Source organism: Enterobacter cloacae complex sp. HYC033_NIDB, from assembly GCF_056673335.1.
This window is the reverse complement of record NZ_CP115123.1, coordinates 3,014,305-3,035,979: the sequence shown is the minus strand read 5'-3', so window position 1 is coordinate 3,035,979 and position 21,675 is coordinate 3,014,305. Positions and strand designations below refer to the sequence as shown.

Here is a 21,675-nt window from a genome sequence, read left to right as displayed (position 1 = left end):
CTCAAATACATTTGAAATAGTCGAAGGGCTCACGGCAGGTATTGCAGCGATAGAGCGCTTTGCAGGCCGTAGAACCAAATTCACTGATAAGCGAGGTATCGGTGCTCGCACAGCGCGGGCAGCTCACCTCAGCGGGAACGTGGGCATGGCAGCTATGGCCGACAGGCGGGCTGATGCCATATTCACGCAGGCGCCTGCGGGCATCGTCGTTCATCCAGTCGGTGGTCCAGGCGGGCTCCAGTTGCAGCACAATATGTACCGGGCTAAAGCCGTTTTCGGTCAGGGTTTCGCGGATCGCCCCCAGCAGATGCTCCGTTGCCGGACAGCCCGAATAGGTTGGCGTGAAGCCGATGACCCAGCCTTCCCCCTGCGCCTTCACGCTGCGCACCATGCCTAAGTCGGTGATGGTCAGCACCGGCACTTCCGGGTCGGGGATCTGGCTTAACAGCGCCCAAATCTGCGGGATTTGTGCAGGCGCGATGTCGACGAGGCGTTGCATGGCGTCCTCCATTACCACTGCTGGCCGGGGTAAACGCGCTGGAGATACTGCATCTCTGCCAGCATCGGCCCGAGGTGTTCAGTATGTAGCCCCTTCTTGCCGCCCGTGCGATACGCCACCTCTTCGGGCACGCGGAGGGTGGCTTCCGCCAGGCCAGCAAACACTTCGCGCTCCCACGGGTCCCGCAGGTCGCGCGGATCAACCGCCACGCCGTCATCAATTAGCGCCAGCTCGACGTCGTCGGCGTCGAACAGTTCAGCCGTAAAGCGCCACAGGCTATCCACCGCCTGCTGCATTTTTTGTGCGGAGGTTTCTGTTCCGTCCCCCAGCCGCACCAGCCAGCCGCGGCTAAAGCGCAGGTGATAGCGCGCCTCCTTAATGGCTTTTGCCGCGATGGCGGCAAGCTGACTGTCGCTGCTATGGATCAGCCGCTCGTAGAGCGCCACGTTCCACGCATCCATCAGATACTGACGGGCAATGGTGTCAGCGAAGCTGCCGTTTGGTTGTTCCACCAGCAGCAGATTGCGGAACTGACGCTCATCGCGGCCATAGGCCAGGGTGTCTTCATCGCCCTTACCCTCCCGTTCAGCGGCGTAGGTCAGGAAATTGCGCGCCTGCCCGAGCAGATCAAGGCCGATATTGGCGAGCGCCAGGTCAATTTCCAGCTCTGGCGCGTGGCCGCACCAGGCGCCCAGACGCTGTGAGAGCACCAGACCGTTGTCGCCCAGACGCAGGGCATAAGCAGATACGTTGTTCATCCCCAACCTCACATATGCTCGATGCCATCAGGGATGGTGTAAAACGTCGGATGGCGGTAGACCTTGCTTTCCGCCGGATCGAAAAACTCCCCGCTCTCTTCCGGCTGGGAAGCGACGATTTCACTCGCCTTCACCACCCAGATGGAACAGCCTTCGCTGCGGCGGGTATAGGCATCGCGCGCGTTTTCCAGCGCCATGCGGTCGTCGGCAGCGTGAAGGCTGCCCACATGCCGGTGCGACAGCCCCTGCTTCGAACGGACAAAAACTTCGTATAACGGCCAGTAAACATTGCTCATGGTTGATTCCTCTTATGCGGCCTGGCGGGCGCGTTGTTTTTCCGCGTGGGCCAGAGCGGCTTCACGCACCCATGCGCCGTCGTCCCAGGCTTTACGTTTTGCGGCCAGACGTTCGTGGTTGCAGATCCCGCGCCCGGTGATCACCTCGTCAAATTCCTGCCAGTCGATTTCGCCGAAGCGGTAGTGGCCGCTCGCTTCATCGAAACGCAGGTCGGGGTCCGGCACGGTCATACCGAGCATCTCCACCTGAGGCACCGTGTTGTCCACGAAGCGCTGGCGAAGCTCATCGTTGCCAAAGCGTTTGATCTTCCAGGCCAGACTGCGGGCGCTGTTTGGGGAGTTGTCGTCGTTGGGTCCAAACATCATCAGCGCGGGCCACCAGAAACGGTTGATGGCGTCCTGCAACATCTGCCGCTGGGCTTCGCTGCCCTGCGCCAGCGCCATGCAGGCCTCAAAACCCTGACGCTGGTGGAAGCTCTCTTCTTTACAGATTTTCACCATCGCCCGGGCATACGGACCGTAAGACGTACGACACAGCGCCACCTGGTTCACAATGGCCGCCCCGTCCACCAGCCAGCCAATGACGCCGATATCGGCCCAGCTCAGGGTCGGATAGTTGAAGATGGAGGAGTATTTCATCTTGCCGTCGAGCATCTTTTGATAGATGTCCTCCCGGGCGCAGCCCAGCGTTTCCGCCGCGCTGTAGAGGTACAGGCCGTGTCCGGCTTCGTCCTGCACCTTCGCCAGCAGAATGGCTTTCCGGCGCAGCGTCGGCGCGCGGGTGATCCAGTTTCCTTCCGGCAGCATGCCGACAATCTCAGAATGGGCGTGCTGTCCAATCTGGCGGATCAGCGTCTTGCGGTAGGCATCCGGCATCCAGTCCTGCGGCTCGATGGCCGTCTCCTGTGCGATGCGTTGCTCAAAGCGTTGTTCTTGCGTCACATAACCACCTTTGTGATTCGTTAAATCACCACAAATAGCAAAATGGTGAATCATTTGGTTTCTTAAAAGTTACACAAAGGTTAAATATAACCCCAAGAAGCGTTTGTTTATTTTGTGACGACGCTCGCAAGCCTTTTGATGAAAGGCCGATAACGCAAGACTTTCGGGTGGTCAGGCTAAGCAATACAGATCACAACGTTAACAATTCATTAAAACTCAGCTTGATTTTTATGATTCACGATCAAACTATTGATAGTGAAATCACGAAACATCTGGAGAGAAGAAATGCAGCAGTTAGCCAGCTTCTTGTCCGGCACCTGGCAATCGGGCCGGGGCCGCGAGCGCAACATCACCCACGCCATCAGCGGGGAAACGCTATATGAAGTGACCAGCGAAGGGCTGGATATGGCGGCCGCGCGCCGTTACGCCATTGAACACGGCGGAGAAGCGCTCCGTGCAATGAGCTTTATCGAGCGCGCCGCCATGCTGAAGGCGGTGGCCAAACATCTGCTGAGCCAGAAGGATCGCTTTTATGCCCTGTCAGCCCAGACCGGCGCGACGAAGGCCGACAGCTGGGTGGATATTGAAGGCGGTATCGGCACCCTCTTCACCTACGCAAGCCTCGGCAGCCGTGAGCTGCCGGACGATACCCTGTGGCCGGAGGATGAACTGATCCCGCTGTCGAAGGAAGGCGGCTTTGCGGCACGTCACGTGTTAACGTCGAAATTCGGCGTGGCGGTGCATATCAACGCGTTCAACTTCCCGTGCTGGGGGATGCTGGAAAAGCTCGCGCCCACCTGGCTTGCCGGGATGCCCGCCATCATCAAGCCCGCCACCGCCACCGCGCAGGTGACTCAGGCGATGGTGAAAGCGATCGTCGAGAGCGGGCTGGTGCCGGACGGCGCCATCAGCCTGATCTGCGGTGGCGCGGGCGATCTGCTGAACCAGCTCGACAGCCAGGACGTGGTGACGTTTACCGGATCGGCCAGCACCGGGCAGAGTCTGCGCGTCCACCCGAATATCGTCGCGCATTCCATTCCGTTTACCATGGAAGCAGATTCTCTCAACTGCTGCGTGCTGGGTGAGGACGTGACGCCGGAACACCCGGAGTTTGCGCTGTTTATCCGAGAAGTGGTGCGCGAGATGACCGCCAAAGCCGGACAAAAATGTACCGCCATCCGCCGCATCATCGTGCCGGAAGCGCAGGTTGACGCCGTCAGCCAGGCGCTGATTGCGCGGCTGGAGAAAGTGGTCGTCGGCGATCCGGCCCAGGAAGGGGTGAAGATGGGGGCCCTCGTCAACGGTGAGCAACGTGCTGACGTGCAGGAAAAAGTCGATCATCTCCTTGCCGCGGGCTGTCAGATCCGTCTGGGTGGTAAAGCTGATTTGCAGGAAAAAGTCGATCATCTCCTTGCCGCGGGCTGTCAGATCCGTCTGGGTGGTAAAGCTGATTTGCAGGCGGCTGGCGCATTCTTCCCGCCCACCCTGCTGTTCTGCCCGCAGCCGGACGAAACCCCGGCCGTCCACGCCATCGAAGCCTTTGGCCCCGTTGCAACCCTGATGCCCTGCCGTAACACCGAACACGCCATGCAGCTGGCGCGGGCGGGCGGCGGCAGCCTGGCGGGAACGCTGGTTACGGCAGATACCCGCGTGGCGCGGCAGTTTATTGCCGGGGCAGCGCGCGCCCACGGACGTATTCAGATCCTCAACCAGGAATCCTCGAAAGAATCCACCGGCCACGGTTCACCGCTGCCGCAGCTGGTGCACGGTGGTCCGGGACGTGCGGGCGGCGGCGAAGAGCTGGGCGGCCTGCGCGCGGTGAAGCACTATCTTCAGCGCACGGCCATTCAGGGCAGCCCGTCCATGCTCGCCGCGATCGGTAAACAGTGGGTCCGTGGCGCGGAGGTGCAGGAAGATCGCGTTCATCCCTTCCGTAAATACTTCGAGGAGTTACAGCCGGGCGACAGCCTGCTGACCCCGCGTCGTACCCTGACGGAAGCGGATATCGTGAATTTTGCCTGCCTGAGCGGGGATCATTTCTACGCCCATATGGACAAAATTGGCGCGGCGGAGTCGATTTTTGGTGAGCGCGTGGTACACGGTTATTTCCTGATTTCCGCCGCGGCGGGGCTGTTTGTCGATGCCGGGGTTGGGCCGGTTATTGCCAACTACGGCATGGAAAACCTGCGCTTTATTGAGCCGGTCAAGCCGGGTGATACCATTCAGGTGCGCCTGACCTGTAAACGTAAAACGCTGAAGAAACAGCGCAATGCCGAGGAAAAACCCACCGGCGTGGTGGAATGGGCGGTGGAGATCTTCAACCAGCACCAGCAGGCCGTGGCGCTCTACTCCATCCTGACGCTGGTGGCGCGCCAGCAGGGTGACTTCTGACCCACCTCTTTCTTGCCGGGTGTCGCTCCGCTTACCCGGCCTACAACTACCTGACCGGGGTGTGATATCCCCCGGTCTTTTTTTAACCTGGCAAGACTGACAAACAACCTGGCAGATGCAGGCAAACGCTTTTCGTGCGCGCCTGTCAGGATAAGGCTGACACAACACAATAAACACAACAAGATGAGGTCTGCGATGGGAAGCAATTCTTCTTTTTCTGCCCGTAGAACGGCACTGGCCATGGCCGTTGCGCTCTGTTGCGCCTGGCAATCCCCTGTTTACGCTCACGGCAGCGAGGCGCATATGGTCCCGATGGACAAAACGCTTCAGGCGTTTGGCGCGGACGTGCAGTGGGATGATTACGCCCAGATGTTCACCATCGTCAAAGACGGTGCCTTTGTGAAGGTCAAACCCGGCGCAAATACCGCCATCGTTAACGGCAAACCGCTGACGCTCCAGGTGCCCGTGGTGATGAAGAACAATAAGGCGTTTATCCCGGAGACCTTTATCAACGATGTTTTTCAGTCCGGTCTTGATCAGACATTCCAGGTTGAAAAAAGCCCCCACCCGTTAAACGCGCTGACGGCTGATGAAATCAACCAGGCCGTAGCCATTGTGAAAGCCTCTGCGGATTTTAAACCCAATACCCGCTTTACCCAGATTGCGCTGGCTGAGCCAGAAAAGGCCAAAGTCTGGGACTTTGTGCTTAACGGCACGGCGGTGGATGCGCCCCGCCAGGCCAATATCATCATGCTTGATGGTAAACACATCATCGAAAGCCGGGTGGATCTGAAGGACAAAAAGATCCTCCGCTGGGAGCCGATCAAAGACGCGCACGGCATGGTGCTGCTGGATGACTTCAATACCGTGCAGCAGATCATCAATGAAAGCCCGGAGTTTGCCGCCGTGCTGAAAAAGCGCGGCATTACCGACCCGAAGAAAGTGATCACCACTCCGCTTACCGTCGGCTTTTTTGACGGCAAGGATGGGCTGAAACAGGAAGACCGCCTGCTGAAAGTGATCAGCTATCTCGACGTGGGCGACGGTAACTACTGGGCGCACCCGATCGAAAACCTGGTTGCGGTGGTGGATCTCGAGCAGAAGAAAATCCAGAAGATTGAGGAAGGCCCGGTCGTGCCGGTTCCGCTCACGCCGCGCCCTTATGATGGCCGCGACCGCGTTGAAACGGTGAAAAAACCGCTGGAAATTATCGAGCCGGAAGGCAAGAACTACACCATCACCGGGGATAGGGTGCACTGGCAGAACTGGGATTTTCATCTGAGCCTGGACTCACGCGTCGGCCCGATAATCTCCACCGTGACCTATAACGACAACGGCAAAAAGCGACAGGTGATGTATCAGGGATCGCTCGGCGGCATGATTGTGCCGTACGGCGACCCGGATATCGGCTGGTACTTTAAAGCCTATCTGGACTCCGGCGACTACGGCATGGGGACCCTGACCTCCCCGCTGGTGCGCGGCAAGGATGTTCCGTCTAACGCCGTGATGCTCAACGAAACCATCCCGGATTACACCGGCGCGCCAATGGAGATCCCCAGGGCGATCGCCATTTTCGAGCGTTACGCCGGGCCGGAATATAAGCATCAGGAATTAGGTAAACCCAACGTCAGCACCGAACGCCGCGAGCTGGTGGTGCGCTGGGTCAGCACCGTGGGTAACTACGATTACATCTTCGACTGGGTATTCCACGAAAACGGCACTATCGGCATTGATGCAGGGGCTACGGGCATTGAAGCGGTGAAAGGCGTGCAGACGAAAACCATGCATGATGCCACCGCGAAGGATGACACCCGATACGGAACGCTGATCGACCATAATATTGTCGGTACCACCCACCAGCACATCTACAACTTCCGTCTGGATATGGACGTGGACGGCATCAACAATAAGCTGGTGGCCATGGATCCGGACGTCAAACCGAACACCGCTGGCGGACCGCGCACCAGCACCATGCAGGTTAATCAGTATGATATTGATACCGAACAGCAGGCGGCGCAGAAGTTTGACCCGGGCACCATCCGCCTGCTGAGCAATACCAGCAAAGAGAACCGCATGGGCAACCCGGTCTCGTATCAGATCATCCCTTACGCGGGCGGCACACACCCGGTAGCGTCCGGCGCGAAGTTTGCCCCGGACGAGTGGATTTATCACCGCCTGAGCTTTATGGATAAACAGCTGTGGGTGACGCGTTACCATCCCGACGAGATGTACCCGGAGGGAAAATACCCGAACCGTTCCACGCACGATACCGGCCTCGGCCAGTACAGCAAAGATAACGAATCGCTGAACGACCAGGATAACGTCATCTGGATGACCACCGGCACCACCCATGTCGCCCGCGCCGAGGAGTGGCCGATAATGCCGACGGAATGGGTGCACACGTTACTCAAGCCGTGGAATTTCTTTGACGAGACGCCAACGCTCGGCAAGAAAAAAGAGCAGAAATAACCCACCGACCGGGCGTAATGCCCGGTTTTTCATCCGCTTACTTGCTGAATTACTCTCCCCGATTATAGTTATTGTTACCTCGCTTAATCCTTTTGCATTTCTTGACACACTTTCACCAGGATTCGAAGTCCCCACAAACAACGTCACAGTTTACTGAGAGGTTTTAGGATGAGAATCAATGAGATCGTCAGGAGTCTCGCGCTGGCGGGATGTTTTATTTCTGCCAGTTCCGCCTGGGCCGCAGAAGCACCTAAGGATGCCACCGCAGCAACGCAACAGGCCAACAACGCACTCTTCAACCAGCTTCCTTTCTCCGATAACACCGATTTTACCAACGCCCACAAAGGGTTTATTGCCCCGCTGCCTCAGGACATTATCAAAGGTGAGCAAGGCAACACCGTCTGGGATCCGCAGCAGTACGCTTTTATCAAAGAAGGCGATAAGGCGCCCGACTCGGTTAACCCGAGCTTATGGCGTCAGTCCCAGCTGATTAACATCAGCGGTCTGTTTGAAGTGACCGAAGGCGTCTACCAGATCCGTAACCTCGACCTGTCAAACATGACCATTATTGAAGGTAAAGAAGGCATTACCGTGGTCGACCCGCTGGTGTCGGCGGAAACGGCCAAAGTCGGGATGGATCTTTACTATAAAAATCGCGGTAATAAGCCTGTGGTCGCCGTTATTTACACCCACAGCCACGTTGACCACTATGGCGGCGTGCGCGGCGTGGTGGATGAAGCAGATGTGAAGTCCGGTAAGGTGAAAATCTACGCGCCCGCCGGATTTATGGAGGCCGCCGTCGCGGAGAATATCATGGCGGGTAACGTCATGAGCCGCCGCGCCAGCTATATGTACGGCAACCTGCTGAAGCCGGATGCGAAGGGCCAGGTCGGCGCGGGTCTCGGCACCACCACCTCCGCCGGGACGGTGACCCTGATCGCCCCGACCAATATCATCGAGAAAGATGGTCAGAAAGAGGTGATCGACGGCCTGACCTATGATTTTATGCTCGCGCCGGGATCGGAAGCGCCTTCTGAGATGCTCTGGTATATCGAAGAGAAAAAGCTGATCGAGTCAGCGGAAGATGTCACCCATACCCTGCACAACACCTACTCCCTGCGCGGCGCGAAAATTCGTGAGCCGTTGCCATGGTCGAAATACATCAACCAGGCGATTGTACGCTGGGGTGATAAAGCCGAAATCATTATGGCGCAGCACCACTGGCCGACATGGGGCAACGACAACGTGGTTAACCTGCTGAAAAGCCAGCGCGACCTGTATCGCTACATCAACGACCAGACCCTGCGCATGGCGAACGAAGGGCTGACCCGTGACGAGATTGCCGCCAACTTCAAACTGCCAAACTCCCTGGCCAATACCTGGGCAAACCGTGGCTATTACGGTTCTGTCAGCCATGACGTTAAAGCGACCTACGTGCTCTATTTAGGCTGGTTTGACGGCAACCCGGCGACCCTGGACGAACTGCCGCCTGAAGAAGCCGCGAAGAAATTTGTGGACTACATGGGCGGTGCGGATGCCATCCTGAGCAAAGCGAAAACCGACTTTGACCAGGGGAACTACCGCTGGGTGGCTCAGGTGGTCAGCAAAGTGGTCTTTGCCGATCCAAATAATCAGGCCGCGCGAAACCTGGAAGCGGATGCGCTGGAGCAGCTGGGTTATCAGGCTGAATCAGGCCCGTGGCGTAACTTCTACCTGACCGGCGCCCAGGAGCTGCGTAACGGCGTGGTGAAAGGACCGACCCCGAACACCGCCAGCCCGGATACCGTGCGCGCGATGACGCCAGAAATGTTCTTTGACTATCTGGCGGTGCACATTAACGGTGAAAAAGCGGCGGATGCAAAATCGGTGTTTAACATCGACCTCGGCAGCGACGGCGGTAAATACAAGCTGGAGCTGGAAAATGGCGTGCTGAACCACACGGCGAACGCCGAAGCGAAAGACGCTGACGCGACCGTGACCCTCAACCGCGATACGCTGAATAAAATCATCCTGAAAGAAGTGACGCTTAAACAGGCGCAGGATAATGGCGATATCAAAGTGACCGGCGATGCCGCAAAACTCGATGCCATGCTCGGTTACATGGATAAATTTGAATTCTGGTTTAACATTGTGACCCCATAAAGGCAGCATTCGCGGGCGGACCTTCCGCCCGCTCAAGGAAAATTTTCTTCAATGGAAAAAAGACATCCAGCCACACCCGAACCCGCGACATGGCCTACCCGTAAATCAATGGTTGTTCACGGGCTGGCCGTGAACCTGCCGTGGCTCGCCTTTGTGAATGCCAGCTTTGCCCTTATGGTCCTGCTGCGCAATTCGCTGTTCGGCCATATCGATGCCCTCCTGCACATCAGCCCCCCGCTGCGGCAGATGATTGACGCCTCCATGCTGGGCGTGGTGATCCTTTCCGTGGCGCTGGTGATCATGGCCTGGCGCCACATCCGCGGCGTCAGCGCCGTTTTGTTTATGTGCAGCCTGCTGTGGTCGATAAGTTGTTACTGGTTTATCAATGTGTTACATCTTCCGCATCCCTGGCCTATATTCGTTACCCTGCTGATGGCCGGTATGACCGCGCTCTATTTTCAGCCGGTGGCGCTGCTCTGCTTCACCGTTCCGCTATGGGTAAGCCTGCCGGTTGCCAGCATGCTGCTGAATCAAGAAATTAATTATCGCTTTGCCGGGCTGTGGGTGGTGTTCACGTTCATTCTCGTGTGCGGGCGCTATATCCTGTTGAGCTGGTTTGAAGAGGCGTGGCGCCGCAATCAGCAGAATCAGCGTTTAATTTCGCGGCTGGATGCGCTGGCCCATCAGGATCCGCTGACGAAAACGGCCAACCGCCGGGCGATGGAGCTGGTGCTGGAAAACGCCGTGGAGCAAGGCAAACGCTTCGCGGTGCTGATGCTGGATGTCGATTACTTCAAACTGTATAACGACACCTATGGTCACCAGGCGGGAGATGCCTGTCTTGCACGGGTGGCAGAGGTGCTGAACACCTCGGTGCGCACGCCAGAGGATGTGGTTTCGCGCTACGGTGGCGAGGAGTTTGTGGTGATCCTCTTTGACTGCGAAGAAAGCGTTGCTGAGAAAGTCGCCGCGCGGATCCAGGCTGGCCTGCGCACCGCAGCCATTCCACACAGCGCGTCGAAGGTGAGTGAATGTGTGACGGCGAGTATAGGCATTGCAGGCTATTCCGCAGGGCTGGCTGGCCCGGAAATCATCGCCCGCGCCGATGCGGCGCTGTACAGGGCGAAAGAGGCCGGGCGGGATCGGTGGTCGCTGTAAGTTACGCCGGGTGGCGCTGCGCTTACCCGGCCTACAAAACCAACCTTTTCCTCCATCCCGTAGGCCGGGTAAGGCGTAGCCGCCACCCGGCGTTTTTTTTAATACCGCACACACACCGACTTGGTTTCACACCAGCCGTCCAGCCAGTCGGGGCCGAAATCGCGCCCGGTGCCGGACTGCTTCATGCCGCCGAACGGCAGGTTGGCGTCTATCAGCGTGTGGCTGTTCACCCACACGGTTCCGGCCTGTAACCTGTCGGTATACGCCAGCGCTTTACTGATATTCTGCGTCCAGACGCTGGCCGTTAAGCCATATTCAGTGTCGTTCGCCAGATGAAGCGCCTCTTCCCCATCGGCCACACGAACCAGATTCACCACCGGCCCGAAGACCTCTTCACGCGTCAGTCGCAGATGATTATCCGGGTTGACCACCAGCGTTGGCGAAACGTAATAGCCTTTGCCGTCTGGCCCCCGGTTCCCGGCGATCAGCTCCGCATTGTGCGCCTTCGCCTCATCCAGGAACGCCTGGACCTTATCGCAGTGGGCGCGCGACACCAGCGGGTTGATAAACGCCTCCGGCGACATGCCCGGCCCGACGCTGAGGGATTTCACGGCCTGTTCAAACCCGCTGACCAGCGTGTCGAACAGCGGAGCCTCAATATAAATGCGCGAGCTGGCCGCGCAGACCTGCCCCTGGTTCAGGAAGCTGCCGGTCATCAGCCCTTCAATCACCCACGCCGGATCGGCATCTTTCAGCACGATGGCCGGGTTTTTGCCGCCCAGCTCCAGCGTCACGCCCGTTAGCGTGTCCGCCGCCGCGCGGGCAATCTGCTTGCCCGTCGCCGTCGAACCGGTAAAGCTCACTTTGGCAATGCGCGGGTGCGAGGTCAGCGCCGCGCCACAGACGGCGCCACTGCCGGTCACCACGTTGAACACACCCTCCGGGATCCCCGCCTCGCTCGCCAGTTCCGCCACCCGTAACAGGGTGAGCGGCGTGGTTTCCGACGGTTTGATCACGATGGAGCAACCTGCCGCCAGCGCGGGCATCACTTTCCACATGCCAATCATCAGCGGGAAGTTCCACGGCACAATCCCCGCCACGACTCCCACCGGCTCTTTACGCGTCCACGCCTGATAACGCGCGCCCTGCGGCAGTGGAATCGAGAGATCGAGGGTTTTACCGGCAATTTTGGTGGTCAGCCCTGCCGTGTAGCGCATCCAGTTCAGGGTGCAGCCCACCTCGAAGGCGCGGGAAATGTTAATCGATTTCCCCTGCTCCAGGGTTTCGAGCTGTGCCAGCTCTTCGCCATGCTGTTCCACCAGATCCGCAAACCGCAGCAGGATACGTTCCCGCTCTGCCGGCAGCCGTCCGGCCCAGCTTCGGGCGACAAAGGCGCGCCAGCCAGACATCACCGCACGATCGACATCATCGACGCTGGCATCGGCGGTAGAGGCAATAACCTCTCCGGTCGCCGGGTTGTAGACGTTCAGACGCTTTTCGCTATCGGATGCCGCCTGACGCCCTTCGATCCACAGGCCGTGCTGGCGATCTAAAAACTGCTGCACGCCCGGCAGGATGGCGACGTGTGATTCGGACATAGGATACTCCTTCGTTATGCTTCGCAGGGTGTGTATGCAGTCTAAGAGGGGATTCGCATTCCTGCTTTTGTCTGTGTGACATTCGCTTTGCCAGCTGTGACAGGGTCCGCAAATCGTGATAATTCCCGCTTATATCGCTGTAACCGTTGAGTGTTCTTTCCTATAGTCAGCCTCGTAGCCCTGACAAAATGCAACATAAATGCAACAATGCGAAAACAGTGACGGTGCAGCGAGAACATCAATGGCGTGTGCAAGCGAACAGGACAATTTTCAGCAGTGGCTGGCGCAAATTAACCAGGTTTGTGGGCATTTTGCGGCACGTCCGTTAGAGGGGGCGTTTCTCGGCGAGCTGGAAACCAGCTACACCCAAAGTCTGAAGCTGAGCACGGTGACCGCCGCAGGCGTTAACCTGTTTCGCACCCGTCAGGAGATCAAAAACGGCAACGATGCCTGGTTCTACACCGTGTTTCAGCTGGAAGGCAGCGCCGGAATCGAACAGGACGACCAGCGCGCGATGCTGAAAGCCGGGGATATCACGCTGATTGACGCCTCCCGCCCGTGCTCCATTTACTGGCAGGAGCGTTCCCGCCAGATTTCGCTGCTGCTCCCGCGACAAATCATTGAGCAACACGCGCGTTTTCAGGAAGTGAGGTGCGCGCTGCCCCTCTCCCGCAGTCTGCCTACCGTACAGCTGAGCTACCGTCTGCTACAGGAGAGCATGGGCAATGCCGATCTCAGCGCCAGTGAAAGCGAAGCGGCGCTTGAGGCGATGGTGTGTCTGCTGCGTCCGGCCTTCCAGCAGCGTGACGAGGTGCTGCCGCGCAAGGAGCGTCAGTTCCGCCACGTTCTGTCCCTGATTGATGATCATATTCAGTCGGAGGCGTTAAGACCGGAGTGGATAGCTTCAGAGAGCGGCATGTCCGTGCGTAGCTTGTACCGCATGTTTGCCGGGAAAGGGCTGGTGGTAGCGCAGTATATTAAGAACCGTCGCCTCGATTTATGCGCTCAGGCGCTGCGTTCCATCAGCGATGACGAAAAGCTGGCGGGGATTGGCTACAGCTGGGGTTTCACAGACCATAGCCATTTTTCCACCGCCTTTAAGCAGCGTTTCGGGGTTTCGCCGGGCGAATACCGCAGGCGTTATCGCTAGCTATTTTTTCAGCCACTTGCCGTTAATTCCCTTCACGTACTCACCCGGCTGCGCGCGGGCCACCAGCTTTTGTCCCGCCATTTTCGCCACCTCGTCGACGGGTAAATTATTACTGTCAGCCAGCTGCTGGTAACTTTCCGTGCGTGCGGCGTTGATACGGTTCACCAGCGCCAGGGTTTCAGCGTCGTGCTGAACGGGCGCAAGATAGCCGCTCAGGGTTTCCCCTACGCGCCCCTGGGCACGCGCATCGTTGAGCGTAAGCGTGGCGGCGTGAACGTTCATCCCCAGCGCCAGTAACATCAGAGCTAATCGTTTCATGACATCCTCAGAACAGATCGCTGCGGGATTTCAGCAGGGCTTCAACGTCTTTATCCACCTTGATATGGATTTCATGCTCGATTTTCACGTTCATGTTGATGGTGATCGGCTCTTTGGGCGCCGCCACTTCAATGCGCGGCGTGCAGCCTGACAGCAGCGCGACGACGGCCACGGTGAGTACACCAGCCCTCTTTTTCATTGTTGTTCCTCACTTTCCTTGCCTGTCGAACCGCGGAGAAGGGGTATCGCCGCATGTTGCTCAAACCATGTTTGCAGATTGTCCCCAAAGCGCAGGCTGCGCCAGAGGGTAAAAATGTTCTCTTCATGGGTGTAATTCAGGTTTACGAAACTGCTTTTGCCTTCGACGCGGCTGGTGCCTTTAATGGCCGCCTGCATGGTTAACACACCCAGATTATCCACATTGAGTTTTGTCCACGACTGCGAAATTTCCATATAGCGGAGCCAGTTGATCGCCGCCCCGGCAACCATGTTGTCTTTCACAATGGCATCCGCCGTGTCCTGGTCGATGCGCAGCGTCATCGGCCCCGGGTTGGTCAGCCAGCCATCTTTAATGATCCATTTTTCATTGTCCAGCCAGAACGGCAGCGCGCCGCTCACCGGGCCGGACATGGCAAACTGCTTCGGATTCACCGCGCTTATCAGTTCGCTGGAGGAAATATTATCCACGCGCAGTAAAGCCGGATCGTGCTGCGGCATTCTCAACTGCTGCATGGTGATTTTCCCGCCGAGCGCTTCCACCTTCACGTTGGTGAGCAGGAGCGGGTTCGCTTCGGTCCAGGGATAATCGCCCTGGAGATCCGCGGTGATATTTCGGGCTGTGACCAGGTTTTTCACCTCGTCGATTCGTAACGTTACCGGCCCGCGCGTGCCCAGCGACCAGGTACCCTGGCTTAAGCGGAACGGAAGAACAAAATCCACGCCGTTGATCTCGTTATCCGGCATCCACGCGCTGCCCGCTTTCAGCACCCCGTGCCCCCCGGCCTCAAACCCCTGATCGGGGGCCGCGGAGAAAGCCACCTGCGCGTACATTTCGCCGCCGCGCAGGGTCATTTTCCAGTCTGGCGGGATCAGCGGCTGAAACACCGTAAGAGACTGTTTTGGCCACCAGGCCTGACCGCGAAGGCGTTCGCCGTCCCAGCGTCCATTCACCTGGACCGGGCCGATGTCGTCCGCATGCAGGTTCCCTTTAAACTGGAACACCGTCGGGTCTGTCCCGTCAACGCTGAAGGTCAAAACGGACGGCGGCAGCACGCTTCCGCCTGAAAAGCTTGTTTGCCCGGCGTTAAGCGCGAGCGCGCCGCTAAAGGTGGGGTTATCCGGGTCCCGCGACCAGCGCACCGGGTGATCCAGCACCAGGCGTGGCTTGCTGACCAGCATCGTGCCGTACTGCAATTTGTCGAAACCCGTAGAAAGATCGGTCAGTTCGATAACGTTGTCGCGCCACTCCCCGGTTCCCCGGACATCCCAGCGCGCGTTCATCGGCGTGAAGTTGCCTTTACCCCAGTAACGCCACTGCCACACACCGTTGTCCGGTAAAAAGTCGTTAGCCTGGCCGTCCAGATGCAGCTCAAAATCGCCCATCTCGTTTTCATGCGCCCGCAGAATGGCTTGCAGGCGGCCGTCCACGCCCTTCTGCGTGAGCTTCACGCCCGCCAGCGGCCAGCGGATCTCATCGATATCCAGCGAGTCGATGATGCGCCCGCGCGAACGCAATAAAGCGCCGGGTTCAAACGTAAGCTGCGGATCGTAAAGGCTGCCGGTCAGCTTCGCCGGGAGTCTGGCATACAGGATCAGATCGTTTTGCTTGGCTTCCCCGCTCAGGTGCAGCGGCATAGCGCTGTTATCCATACTGAGCGAGCCGGGACCGATATTCAGCACCGCGTTGCCCTTACCCGCATCCCCCTGGGTCAGCACGTTGAGCCGCCCCGTGAAGGTGGCTTTCTCCAGCCCCTGCTGCCAGTTATCCACTTTCAGCCCGACGCGTCCGCTCATTGGCACGCCGGAGGCTAACCAGTTCCAGCGTCCGTCGCTGATGGTCAACTGCTGAGCGGTGATCTGCCACGGTAAATCGAGCAGCGGATCGGGGTTGTCCCGCGCCATGACCACCAGCTGGCCCTGATTGTCCTCCCAGTCCAGTTCGGCATCGACCAGCGAGGATAACTGTGGCACGTTAAAGGTCGCGACCGTATGCCCTTTCACCGGCACGCCGTCCGGCACCAGCGGCAGGGTAAATTCACCGACCAGCTTCACGGGCTGCGGCTGATCCGGCAGTTGCACATCGAACTGGCTGATGGAAAGGGTCTGGCCGCGTAACTGCCCCTTAATGCTCACCTGCTCGCCGTTATAGGTGATGTCCTGGCGGGCTGGCGTCAGTGAGGCATGCAGCTCACCCTCCCACTGCTGCCAGGGAGAAAGGGTAAAGCGATGGATGGTCAGCCAGGTGTTGGGCAGGATGGCCTGCCACTGCGCCAGCGTTTTCGGCGCCACCGTAGATGGCGCCGATTGCGGTAATTTGCTCAGGCAGACAGAGTTAAGTTCAAGTGCGCCAATATCCAGATCCCAGCGGCTGGGGTGTGACAGAGTCACGTTTTCCACGCGGGCAATTTCACACTCTTCTACCAGATAGCGGAGATCGGGGATGATCAGGGCGTGACGCGTGAGCCGTGGGCTTTTTTCAAACGCGATGCGCGTTCCAACGGGGAGCCAGATCCCGGCGAGCGTGGGTACCCACTGGGCGAGCGTCATCAGCAGCGTCAGCGGCACAAGAAATAGCAGCAGTAATAGCGCGATTGCGGCTTTGTATTTACCCTTCATGGGCAGTTAATATCCTGATTTTGCGAAAAAAATAAGCCGTTCTTGCCGCTCATTGTCGCATGTTTAGCCAGTCAGTTGAAGGTAATGCCATTTTTAAGAGTAGATGCTCTACAATAATTCATAGAACTTATTGATTTCAATGAATTTTGAAAAATTGTAAGTTAATTTTAAACATGCTAACGTGGTTCCAAAATCACTGGAGAAAGTCTTATGAAACTCGCGGTATATAGCACAAAGCAGTACGACAAAAAGTATCTGCAACATGTTAACGAGACGTACGGTTTCGATCTTGAATTTTTCGACTTTCTGCTAACTGAAAAGACGGCTAAAACCGCCCACGGCTGCGAAGGCGTGTGTATCTTCGTTAACGACGACGGTAGCCGACCGGTGCTGGAAGAGTTGAAAAAACAGGGCGTGAAATACATTGCCCTGCGCTGCGCGGGCTTTAACAACGTCGATCTCGATGCCGCCAAAGAGCTGGGTCTGAAGGTCGTTCGCGTCCCGGCCTATTCTCCGGAAGCCGTGGCAGAACATGCGGTCGGGATGATGATGTCGCTCAACCGTCGTATTCACCGTGCCTATCAGCGAACCCGTGATGCTAACTTCTCTCTGGAAGGGCTGACCGGCTTTACCATGTACGGTAAAACCGCAGGCGTCATCGGTACCGGCAAAATTGGCGTGGCCGCCCTTCGCATCCTGAAAGGATTTGGCATGCGCCTGCTGGCGTTTGATCCGTACCCAAGCGCCGCTGCGCTGGAGCTGGGCGTGGAGTATGTCGATTTGAAAACGCTCTTCTCGCAGTCTGACGTTATCTCCCTGCACTGTCCGCTGACCCCGGAGAACTATCATCTGCTTAACCAGTCGGCGTTCGACCAGATGAAAGACGGCGTGATGATCATCAATACCAGCCGCGGCGGGCTGATCGACTCTCAGGCGGCTATCGAAGCGTTGAAAACGCAAAAAATCGGCGCGTTGGGTATGGATGTGTATGAGAACGAACGCGATCTGTTCTTTGAGGATAAATCTAATGACGTGATCCAGGACGACGTGTTCCGTCGCCTGTCTGCCTGTCACAACGTGTTGTTCACAGGGCACCAGGCGTTCCTGACCGCCGAAGCGCTGATCAGCATTTCGGAAACCACGCTGGGGAATTTGCGTCAACTCGAAAAGGGCGAAGCGTGCCCGAACGCGATAGTGTAAGCCTGGTAAGCCGGGTGGCGGCTACGCCCTGCCCGGCCTGTGGATTGCGTTAATTGTAGGCCCGGTAAGCGCAGCGTCACCGGGCTTTTTGGCTTCAATCCTGCCACGCGCAGGATAGTCTTAGCTGACGTTTGCCGCTCTGCTTTATCCAGTGTCCCGAAACAGGTAATAATTTCGCTTAAATAAGTTTGATTTTTACCTCATATCCCTCGAGGCCTGTCATGGCTTCACGAGCGATAAACTCAATTTCAGACACTTCCTGCCCTGTTTTTTTACGTAACTCTGAAATTTTTTTGGTTATAAGCGCTGAAATTTCTTCTTCTGCCTTTTGCGTCAGTGCGTCAACGTTCATGTTTACCTCTTGCAACCGTTTACTGTTTCCATTCTCCAGCAGGCGACAGCTAACGATTAACTGCCTTTCACCATAACTGTATGTAAAGAGTAGACTATCTGTGTAACGTATGCTGCCGTCGCATTTAATTGCATTATTTGAACAGGGTGTTATTGTCCCAAAGCCTTAGAGCACAAAACAGATAAACATAAGAAAAGTTTTGACTCACACTCGCCCCGCATCAGGGGCATTTTTTTGGCTGTCTGTAAGCAAAAACCCGCCATAAGCGGGTTTTTGTGTTATCCGAGAAAATTATTTAAAGACTTCTGCGACGGCCTGGAAGTTAGGGCCATGCTCGCGGGCAGCGATGATGACGTAGTATTTCCCGCCCTTCTCGTCTGCCAGTTTTGAGAGTTTTTGATGAAGATCTGAAGGTGAAGAAATTTGTCCACCTGAAGCCCCTACAGATACATTACCAAGGTATTCAAGCTTGAAGTGGTGCGCTTCATCCTTGGAAATCATATCTGCCGCAGATGCGCCGAAGCTTGCTACTGTTAAAGCCAATACACTCCCTAATAGTGCTTTTTTCATATCATTCCTCCTGTTGATGAATCTATATATTTAACATTAGCAGCAAATATGTAAATGATTCGTATCAATATTGTAGAAGGATTGAGCATCACGACCAGCCATCACTGACCTGAACAGCGGGTGCAGCAGGTTCATCTACTATACTGACCTGTGCAGTCGTCATTTATCTGCCGGTTGCGCCTGAAGCAATTGAAACTTACCTGTACCATGACCATCAGGAGAACAATATGCACACGAGTAAAACCCTGAAAAGGCTGCTAGCCGTATCAGCAGTTGCAGCAATGTTCAGCACCGTTGGCGTACAAGCCCAGACAACCAGCGCCGCGCAAACTCAAATTGCGGGCCAGGCTCAACCGGACGCCAGACTCAGCTCCGGCGACGAGAAAGCATTGAAGGACATGGCGCAGGCCAATATCAACGAAGTTGCCGCCGCCAGGCTCGCCCTGGACAAGGCCCAAACCAGTGAAGTGAAAACATTCGCCCAGAAAATGGTCGACGATCACGGCGCCGCGCTGACCAAAGTCCAGACCGTTGCCCAGAAAAAGGGCGTGGAGCTGCCGACCGAACCAGACGCCGCGCATAAAGCCCTGAACTCAAGGCTGGAAAACCAGCGCGGTGACGCTTTTGACAAAATGTATATGGAATATGCTGGCGTGAAGGACCACGAGAAGGTGCTGTCGAAGCTTAAGAGCGACGCCAGTAAAATCGACGATCCGGATGTGAAGGCTCTGGCCAACGAGCACACTCCGGTCGTTGAGCAGCATCTGAAGTCCGCCGAGCAGATGTCAACGCGTGCTGGCGCATCAGCCGATAAATAACGCGTCGGTAAAACGACTACTGCAAAATAAAGTGGGGCCCGCAGGCCCCACGCTTATTTCCCCTTCCTGCTGAATTATTCCGGCAAGGCGTAGACCACTACCTGATCGCCCACCTGATCCTTCAGGATCGTATTCCCGCCTGCCACGAAGGCCACATACTGGCGACCTTTATATTCATAGACGGACGGGTTCGCTACCGCCGGAGCTTCGGCCTGATCGGACCACAGCTCTTCACCGCTCTCTACCGAGTAGGCACGCACTTTGGCATCCATTGAAGCACCGATGAAGATCACGCCGCCCGCCGTCACTGCCGGACCACCAATGGTAGGCGAACCCCAGCTTTCCGGCATGAAAAAGCCATACTGCTGGGAGGCGCCAACCGGACGACGCCATTTCACATCGCCCGTGTGCATGTCCAGCGCCACGATTTCACCAAACGGCGGTTGCCAGCACGGCATGCCAAGCCAGTTGCTCGCCACCAGCAGACGCATACCGTACGGGGCGCCTTCCTGTGGGGCAAAGCCGCTTTCGTTGCCGGAGTCTTTGTCTGCGTTATCGTAATCCTCACGGCTGTACAGCTTCACGTACTGGACGATATGCGAGGTGTTTACGATGGCGATCTGTTTTTGCGGATCGAACGCCACCCCACCCCACTGGACGCCGCCGGCGCTATCGGGATAGGTGAGCGTGCCTTCGCCTTTGGTGGTTGGCGGGGTATACATTCCCTCATAGGTCAGGTTATCCCACAGGCGGGAGCACTGGCCGCCACCGACGATATCCGCCAGCTTCCAGATTTCCGGTTTTTTCGACTGGTCGAGCAGCGGCGCGGGTTTGGTCGGGAATGGCTGCGTGGGCGAGAGAACTTCGCCCTGGACCGAACCATCACCCTGCGGAACCGGACGTTCTTCGATTGGCCATACGTCCTCCCCCGTCAGGCGGTTAACCACAAACAGGAAACCCTGCTTGGTGGCCTGCACCAGCGCCGGGATCTGCTTGCCGTCTACGGTGATGTCCATCAGCGTCGGGGCGGAGTTGATATCGTAATCCCAGACGTCGTGGTGTACCCACTGACGTGACCAGACCACTTTACCGGTGTTGATGTCCAGCGCGGTGGTCGAGGTGCCAAGCGGAATAGCGTCTACGCGGTTGCCACCCCAATAGTTGGGAGACGGCGATGAGACCGGGAGATAGACCAGCCCGTTAGCCTCATCGGCGGACATGTGCGTCCAGACGTTGGCGGTACCGGTACGCTTGCGGATCTCTGCCGGGATCGCCTCAAAGGTCCACTCAAGCTTACCGGTCTGGGCGTTGACTGAAAATACGGTGCCCGGAGGGGCTTCGGCATAGGCCCAGTCCTTCCCGGCCCAGCCCACCAGCAGATGGTTGCCGACAACGGTTGGCGGTTGCAGGACAGAGAGCGGATACTTCGCGTTAACGGTGTTCCACTGGTTCAGATCCAGCACGCCGTTGTTCGCAAAGCCGCTGCACGGTTTGCCTGAATCGGCGTCCAGCGCAAAGAGCTTGCCGTCAACGGTGCCCATATAGACCATCTTCTGGCATGCCTCACCTGTCACCGGATTTTTGGCCTGCCAGTAGGAAACGCCGCGATTTTTCAGCACCGGCTGGGTCAGCGCCTTGCGCGACGATTTGGTGTCATAGTGCCACTTCTCTTTACCCGTCCCCGGATCCAGCGCAATCAGGCGATCGAATGGCGTGCCGATGTAGAGCGTATCGTTGGCGAAAATGGGCGTTGCGGACCAGACGGTAGCTGGCGTATCGCCTTTACCGTCCGAGACGTCGCCGGTATGGAACTCCCAGACTTTCGTTAATTTCCCGACGTTATCCGCCGTAATTTGGGTCAGGGGACTGTATTTCTGCGCGTTAAGCTGGCCGTGGAAGCTGTCCCAGGTGGCGGTGCCGGGCACCAGCGGCGTCGCTGGCTGGCTGGCCGAGGCGACTTTCTTTCCATCACCGTTGCCGGTTGAGGCATCGTCGGTGGTTTTTGTGGTTCCGGGCGCCTGCTGATCGGCCGCATCAATGTTCAGTGATTCCTGGGTCCCCTGAGAGGCTTCAGCGGCCTTATCCTGCGCCTGTAGCTCGAGCGGAGCGACCAGCAGCGCCAGCGCCGTCATGCTGACTTTTATGAAGGGATAATGCTTATCGTTGTGCACGGGCGGCT

General features: G+C 57.3%; 18 protein-coding genes. 7 read left to right on the top strand and 11 right to left on the bottom strand.

Translation table 11 applies throughout. The features are described 5' to 3' along the window. Position 1: 1 nt before the first annotated feature. From paaD to paaA, 4 genes are read right to left on the bottom strand one after another with little or no spacing between them, the layout of a single operon-like run. Entirely contained in the window at positions 2-499 is a 498-nt protein-coding gene (paaD, locus tag O1721_RS14660) for a 1,2-phenylacetyl-CoA epoxidase subunit PaaD (RefSeq protein WP_032648215.1), read from the bottom strand. Between the two features lie 11 nt (positions 500-510). Then, entirely contained in the window at positions 511-1,257 is a 747-nt protein-coding gene (gene paaC, locus O1721_RS14655; protein ID WP_015570597.1) for a 1,2-phenylacetyl-CoA epoxidase subunit PaaC, read from the bottom strand. 8 nt (positions 1,258-1,265) lie between these two features. Next, the gene (paaB, locus tag O1721_RS14650; RefSeq protein WP_003857353.1) at positions 1,266-1,553 is read right to left on the bottom strand and encodes a 1,2-phenylacetyl-CoA epoxidase subunit PaaB; all 288 of its coding nucleotides are present in this window, start codon (positions 1,551-1,553) and stop codon (positions 1,266-1,268) included. A 12-nt stretch (positions 1,554-1,565) separates the two neighbouring features. After that, complete coding sequence (gene paaA, locus O1721_RS14645) at positions 1,566-2,495, bottom strand: 1,2-phenylacetyl-CoA epoxidase subunit PaaA (protein ID WP_032103760.1); 930 nt, start codon at positions 2,493-2,495, stop codon at positions 1,566-1,568. A 285-nt stretch (positions 2,496-2,780) separates the two neighbouring features. Here paaA and paaZ point away from each other — a divergent pair, with 285 nt between their 5' ends. The 4 genes from paaZ to O1721_RS14625 all read left to right on the top strand — a co-directional run bounded on the left by paaZ (position 2,781) and on the right by O1721_RS14625 (position 10,655). After that, the gene (gene paaZ, locus O1721_RS14640) at positions 2,781-4,886 is read left to right on the top strand and encodes a phenylacetic acid degradation bifunctional protein PaaZ (protein ID WP_032648213.1); all 2,106 of its coding nucleotides are present in this window, start codon (positions 2,781-2,783) and stop codon (positions 4,884-4,886) included. 195 nt (positions 4,887-5,081) lie between these two features. After that, positions 5,082-7,355 (top strand): primary-amine oxidase, encoded by a 2,274-nt coding sequence (tynA, locus tag O1721_RS14635; protein ID WP_023296556.1) that lies wholly within the window; start codon positions 5,082-5,084, stop codon positions 7,353-7,355. Between the two features lie 168 nt (positions 7,356-7,523). Then, the gene (locus O1721_RS14630) at positions 7,524-9,497 is read left to right on the top strand and encodes an alkyl/aryl-sulfatase (protein ID WP_023296555.1); all 1,974 of its coding nucleotides are present in this window, start codon (positions 7,524-7,526) and stop codon (positions 9,495-9,497) included. Between the two features lie 51 nt (positions 9,498-9,548). Further along, the gene (locus O1721_RS14625) at positions 9,549-10,655 is read left to right on the top strand and encodes a GGDEF domain-containing protein (protein WP_032648211.1); all 1,107 of its coding nucleotides are present in this window, start codon (positions 9,549-9,551) and stop codon (positions 10,653-10,655) included. Positions 10,656-10,753: 98 nt separating this feature from the next. On the opposite strand, the gene O1721_RS14620 is transcribed toward O1721_RS14625, so the two are convergent. Continuing rightward, entirely contained in the window at positions 10,754-12,253 is a 1,500-nt protein-coding gene (locus O1721_RS14620; RefSeq protein ID WP_032648209.1) for an aldehyde dehydrogenase family protein, read from the bottom strand. Positions 12,254-12,494: 241 nt separating this feature from the next. Between O1721_RS14620 and feaR the strand changes: the two genes are divergently transcribed. Next, the gene (gene feaR / locus O1721_RS14615; RefSeq protein WP_032648207.1) at positions 12,495-13,403 is read left to right on the top strand and encodes a transcriptional regulator FeaR; all 909 of its coding nucleotides are present in this window, start codon (positions 12,495-12,497) and stop codon (positions 13,401-13,403) included. On the opposite strand, the gene O1721_RS14610 is transcribed toward feaR, so the two are convergent. The 3 genes from O1721_RS14610 to O1721_RS14600 are packed head-to-tail and all read right to left on the bottom strand — an operon-like array spanning position 13,404 to position 16,556. After that, positions 13,404-13,721: a YdbL family probable chaperone protein gene (locus tag O1721_RS14610; protein ID WP_006808832.1), complete on the bottom strand. Its 318-nt coding sequence runs from the start codon at positions 13,719-13,721 to the stop codon at positions 13,404-13,406. Positions 13,722-13,728: 7 nt separating this feature from the next. Further along, positions 13,729-13,920, bottom strand: coding sequence for a YnbE family lipoprotein (locus O1721_RS14605; RefSeq protein ID WP_003857369.1), 192 nt, complete (start codon positions 13,918-13,920; stop codon positions 13,729-13,731). Further along, positions 13,917-16,556, bottom strand: a complete 2,640-nt coding sequence (locus O1721_RS14600; protein WP_032648205.1) for a YdbH family protein — start codon at positions 16,554-16,556, stop codon at positions 13,917-13,919. Before O1721_RS14600 ends, O1721_RS14605 begins: the two co-directional genes overlap by 4 nt. A gap of 210 nt (positions 16,557-16,766) precedes the next feature. Here O1721_RS14600 and O1721_RS14595 point away from each other — a divergent pair, with 210 nt between their 5' ends. After that, complete coding sequence (locus O1721_RS14595; protein WP_017384525.1) at positions 16,767-17,756, top strand: 2-hydroxyacid dehydrogenase; 990 nt, start codon at positions 16,767-16,769, stop codon at positions 17,754-17,756. 178 nt (positions 17,757-17,934) lie between these two features. Here O1721_RS14595 and O1721_RS14590 read toward each other — a convergent pair whose 3' ends face one another. Beyond that, on the bottom strand, positions 17,935-18,108 hold the full coding sequence (locus O1721_RS14590; protein WP_006808842.1) for a GnsA/GnsB family addiction module toxin: 174 nt from the start codon (positions 18,106-18,108) through the stop codon (positions 17,935-17,937). 291 nt (positions 18,109-18,399) lie between these two features. Next, positions 18,400-18,678, bottom strand: a complete 279-nt coding sequence (locus tag O1721_RS14585; RefSeq protein WP_003857380.1) for a YdgH/BhsA/McbA family protein — start codon at positions 18,676-18,678, stop codon at positions 18,400-18,402. A gap of 227 nt (positions 18,679-18,905) precedes the next feature. Between O1721_RS14585 and O1721_RS14580 the strand changes: the two genes are divergently transcribed. Beyond that, positions 18,906-19,496, top strand: a complete 591-nt coding sequence (locus tag O1721_RS14580; protein WP_032648204.1) for a DUF4142 domain-containing protein — start codon at positions 18,906-18,908, stop codon at positions 19,494-19,496. A 74-nt stretch (positions 19,497-19,570) separates the two neighbouring features. On the opposite strand, the gene O1721_RS14575 is transcribed toward O1721_RS14580, so the two are convergent. Continuing rightward, entirely contained in the window at positions 19,571-21,667 is a 2,097-nt protein-coding gene (locus O1721_RS14575; RefSeq protein WP_032648203.1) for a pyrroloquinoline quinone-dependent dehydrogenase, read from the bottom strand. Between the last annotated feature and the right edge of the window lie 8 nt (positions 21,668-21,675).